Genomic DNA, 4,141 nt, shown 5'->3' with positions numbered 1-4,141 from the left:
ACGCGGGCGAGGAACCCGCACGCCGAGGACATCGTCGATCCGGTCCTGCGTCAGCGGCTTCTCCGACTTCAACGCAGCAGACATCAGTGCCGCCGCGAGAATTGCCTCTTGCAACAGTTCCGCTTGGTCGAACACGCTGTCGGTCACGGCTTCCCCTCCCGAGTGGCCCCGTACCCATACCCCATGCTTCAAGTCCCAGCATGCGCTGCCGGGGCCGCATCGGGCGGCGCCACACTCGCAGGTAGTCGGAATGCCGGATGTCTCAGCCGATGAGGTCAGGTCTGGGAGCCGGGGCGCCCGGCAAGCGAGCGGGCCCTGGTCCGGCCACTGTGATCGCTCAGTGGAGGGTCCCATCGCCGATGCCACCGGTTCCGTCGCGCCTCTTCTGGACGGGCGCGACCCTTGACTTTCCTACCGGGCAAGTCTTACGTTTTCCTGGTCGGAAAGTGAGGCTGGGGTGAACGGTCAGGTCAGCGAATCCGAGGCACGCCTGGCACTGGACGCGGTCGAGGCCCGTCGCCAGCAGGTGGCCGCCGAGATCGACGTGCCGGGCTGGTACTGGTGGAGCGTCGCGGCAGGGTGGGTGGTGCTCGGGGCACTCGCGACGTTCGCGCCGGTGTGGGCATCGGCGGTCGGGACGGTCGGGTTCGGGGCGCTGCACGCGGCGGTCGCCCCGAGGGTGATCTCGGGCCGGCGCGGCTCGTCGCGGCTGAGCGTCCGCCGGGACCTGGTCAGCAGGCGGGTCCCGTTCCTGGTGCTGGGGTTCCTGGTCGCCATGGTGGCCCTCACGACGGCGATCGCGCTGGTGCTCGACGCGGACGCGGCGCGTCATCCGGCGCTGTTGGCCAGCGGCATCGTGGCGGCGCTGGTCGTGACCGGCGGGCCGCTGCTGATGAGCTGGGTGCGTCGCCGCGCCGTACGCCGGCTGAGCGCCTGATGGCCGAGCGCGTGATGGCGGAGGCTGTCTTCGACGACCTCATCCACCCGAGCACCAGGTTGTCGATCGTCGCGCTGCTGGCCTCCGCGGACTGGGCGGACTTCGCGTTCGTGCGCGACCGGCTCGGGCTGTCGGACTCCGCGCTTTCCAAGCAGTTCGCCACCCTGGAGGACGCCGGCTACGTCCACATCGAGAGGCCGGTCACCCAGCACCGGCGTCGGGTCCGTGTCCGCCTCACCGACACCGGTCGGCGCGCGTTCGTGGGCCATGTGGCCGCGCTCCAGGAGGTCATCTCCACCGCCAAGCTGGGAGCCCGGTCAGACTGACCTGTGGTGGGTGGACCACCTGCGGGGACGGCGCAAACGCCCAACCGGGAGGGGATTCGGCGGACCTGTGTGAATCCACCTTGTTCGGTGCCTTGGTCGGTAGGCTGACCCGCGCCGGCCCCGATGCGTCTCGAGGTCCCCCGTTTCGAGACGCATCAGGTAATGGTCGTCGACCGTTGTGCGGCGCGCCGCCCCATCCCTGGGTCTCCCACATAGCCCGAGCCCCGGGGTGCGGGGCATCGGCGGTCAAGCTCGTCGTTGGAGGAGTCGGGCTCGGCGTGCGGACATGCGGCTCCACACCGACTGCTGGAACGCCAGGGTCGCCCAGCCGGCGATTGCCATGCCGGCGATGTTGAGCACCAGCTGCAGGAGGCTGCCCCAGATCTCGTGCTGCACTCCGAAGGCGAGGCCGAGGGCCACGTTCCCGGCGGCCGGCACGGTGGTTACGGAAATGAACACCCCGGACAGGCCGCCGACCTTGGCCGAGGTCAAAGAGAGCACCCCGGCTGCTGCGGCGACCACGGCGACGATGAAGGACCACTTGTCCGGTGAGTAGATGAACGCGGTGTCCGGGCGCGGCGCCGTCACGTCCTCGTACGTGACCCACCCGAGGCCACGCGCTGCGAGCGCCAGCATGGTGACCAGGACGATGGCCAGGCCGAAGCCCAGCAGCAACGTGCGGGAGGCGTACCAGAAGAGTGTGTACCGTCGGCGGACGAGTGCCAGACCCAGCGCCGCGATGGCCACGAACTCGGGGCCGAGCACCATGGCTCCGATGACGAGGATCTGCGAGTCGAGGACGATGGCGATGCTGGCGATCAGGGTCGCCAGTGTCATGAAGCTGAGGTAGGTCCAGTTCGGCTCGGACTCCTCATAGGCGCGCTGGGTGACGTCGGCCCACACCACCGCGTCAGCTGACGATCCAGGAGTGCGACGCTCCGCCTCCAGCCCGGTCTGCGAGAGCCACGTGACGACGGGCTGGATGTGCACGCTCCCTGTCTTGTGCACGCCCAGGTCCCGGAGGCGGTCGACGACGTCATTGACCGCCTCACGGGCGACATCGGCCTCGACAACGTCGCCTTCGGGCTCCAGTGAGGCGTCGTGCACGCAGCTCAGGCTGCTCACAGCGGGATCGTCACGCAGGGCCGTCAGGACGCCTGGGGTAAGGGCCCGGGGACTGTTGATACGCAGGTGCTGCATGGCGGCCAGTGTTCCGCACTCGCTCACACCTGGTGACGCGCTCATGGGTGCAACGCACGCGACCCTCGTCGCCTCGGATCAGCCGGCGTGCACGTGCGGTCGGCGCCCCCGGTCGGGGTCGGCTCGGCGGAGCACCTCCCGGGTGACCGGCGCGACCTCGCCCACCCCGCCAGCAGGAACCGCAGGAACTGCAGCGCGGGGTTTCCTTGGGTCCATTCGAGGTCTGACGGAGCTCTGGGGGAAGCTGACCTGTCAGAGCCTGCGGTCGACGCCCATGCGCATCAGCGATCCCCATGGCTGAGCATGCAGCAAGCCGACGCGCATCCAGCAGCGCATTGGTGCTCCTGGCATGGGCGCCCCGACGTGGGAGACCAGTGGCCGAGTGGTCGTTCTCCGGGCGGCAGAGACCCTCGGCCGTCGATTGCACACGGCTCAGTCGATCCGCGAATGCGTCATGTCAGCGACTATCCATTCGGCGACCTCGACCTGGACGTCTGCGGGCGGCCGCCCGTCATTCGTGGGGACCTCGAGTGTGCTGACTCCTGAGCCCTTCTGCTGAATCCAGATCACCCAGCGGGCGAGGAAGCGAGTAGCGCACCGGTCTGAGCGATCGTTTGGGTCCGCCACGCGACGGTCGTGCAGGATTCGAGGTTCTCGACGAGACTGTTACTGCTTCCCTCGCCTCGGCTGCCGCCGGGAAGCCGAGCCCGGTGCTAAAGACGGACGCTTCCTCGCTGGGGGGCGAGATGGCGAAGCTCCCGCCACCAGCTCCGCTGGCGGTCGATGACCAGTCCCCTCCACAGGGGGCGATGAACGCGGGGTCGCCGTCGGTGATGGCCCGGTCGGGCACCTGCGCCAGGATCTTCCGCAACTTCACTTCGTAGTACTCGTCGGAACCCGGTGACGGCTCGGGGCTCGCCTGCGCCGTGGGCGACTCGGGCGAAGGCGCCGTAGGTTGCCCGATCGGGGGGCGGTCCGTCGGTCGTCCATGCCGGTGACTGCAAGCGCCGATCCAGCGATCACCGCAGCGGTGGCGGCGGCTGCGACCATGGCGAAACGTCGACGCCTGCGACGGGTGGCCCGGCGCTTGAGGTCGCCGAAGTCCGGCGGTGGTGAATGGCTGGCGAGACTGTCAACGGCTTTCGCGCAGGGGCGTGAACTCAGACATGAGGTCCCTCCGAGACGAGCAGCGAGGATCGCTGCCAGAACGTGGCCGCAGTCCTCAAGAGGAGTATCCGGTCATCCTGCGATCCGCGCGCTGGACGACGTGCGTCCTTCCGCGTCTAGGAGCACNAAGAGGATGGTGGCGATGTGCAGGACGTCGAAGTTATCGAGAGCGCGGAGGCAGCCGCCGCCGCGCTGGATCCGGTCCGGGCCCGGCTGCTCGGCGAGCTGGCCGTCCCGGCCTCCGCGGCCGGGCTCGCCGCCCGAGTCGGCATCGCGCGCCAGAAGGTCAACTACCACCTCAAGGCGCTCGAGGCGCACGGGCTGGTGGAGCTGTCCGAGGAGCGCCGGCACGGGGGCATCACCGAGCGGGTGCTGCAGGCGTCGGCGGCGTCGTACGTCGTGTCGCCGGCGGCCGTCAGCGCGTCCGCGGCAGAGCCGGAAGCCAACGCCGACCACCTGTCGGCAAGCTACCTCGTCGCGCTGGCCGGTCGGCTGGTGCGCGAGGTCGGCG

General features: G+C 69.4%; 4 protein-coding genes. 3 read left to right on the top strand and 1 reads right to left on the bottom strand.

Going from position 1 to position 4,141, the window contains the following annotated elements; genetic code table 11:
- Positions 1-457: 457 nt before the first annotated feature.
- Positions 458-937, top strand: coding sequence for a hypothetical protein (locus tag EKO23_RS24300; RefSeq protein WP_134721098.1), 480 nt, complete (start codon positions 458-460; stop codon positions 935-937).
- Positions 937-1,263: a transcriptional regulator gene (locus tag EKO23_RS24295; protein ID WP_246051296.1), complete on the top strand. Its 327-nt coding sequence runs from the start codon at positions 937-939 to the stop codon at positions 1,261-1,263. Before EKO23_RS24300 ends, EKO23_RS24295 begins: the two co-directional genes overlap by 1 nt.
- A 246-nt stretch (positions 1,264-1,509) precedes the next feature.
- Here the strand turns inward: EKO23_RS24295 and EKO23_RS24290 are convergent, their stop codons facing one another.
- On the bottom strand, positions 1,510-2,490 hold the full coding sequence (locus EKO23_RS24290; protein ID WP_246051295.1) for a DUF389 domain-containing protein: 981 nt from the start codon (positions 2,488-2,490) through the stop codon (positions 1,510-1,512).
- Positions 2,491-3,774: 1,284 nt separating this feature from the next.
- Between EKO23_RS24290 and EKO23_RS24285 the strand changes: the two genes are divergently transcribed.
- Positions 3,775-4,141: winged helix-turn-helix domain-containing protein (locus tag EKO23_RS24285; protein WP_134721096.1), on the top strand; the 367-nt coding region annotated here is incomplete at its 3' end.

Origin of the sequence: Nocardioides guangzhouensis (assembly GCF_004519545.1) — a bacterium.
GTDB classification, from domain to species: domain Bacteria; phylum Actinomycetota; class Actinomycetes; order Propionibacteriales; family Nocardioidaceae; genus Nocardioides; species Nocardioides guangzhouensis.
Note: the sequence above shows the minus strand (reverse complement) of the source record. Positions and strands in the feature narration are given on the sequence as shown.

Coding starts and splice junctions, on each gene's coding strand:
- EKO23_RS24295 (WP_246051296.1), top strand. CDS start 937: ATGGCCGAGCGCGTGATGGCGGAGGCTGTCTTCGACGACCTCATCCAC.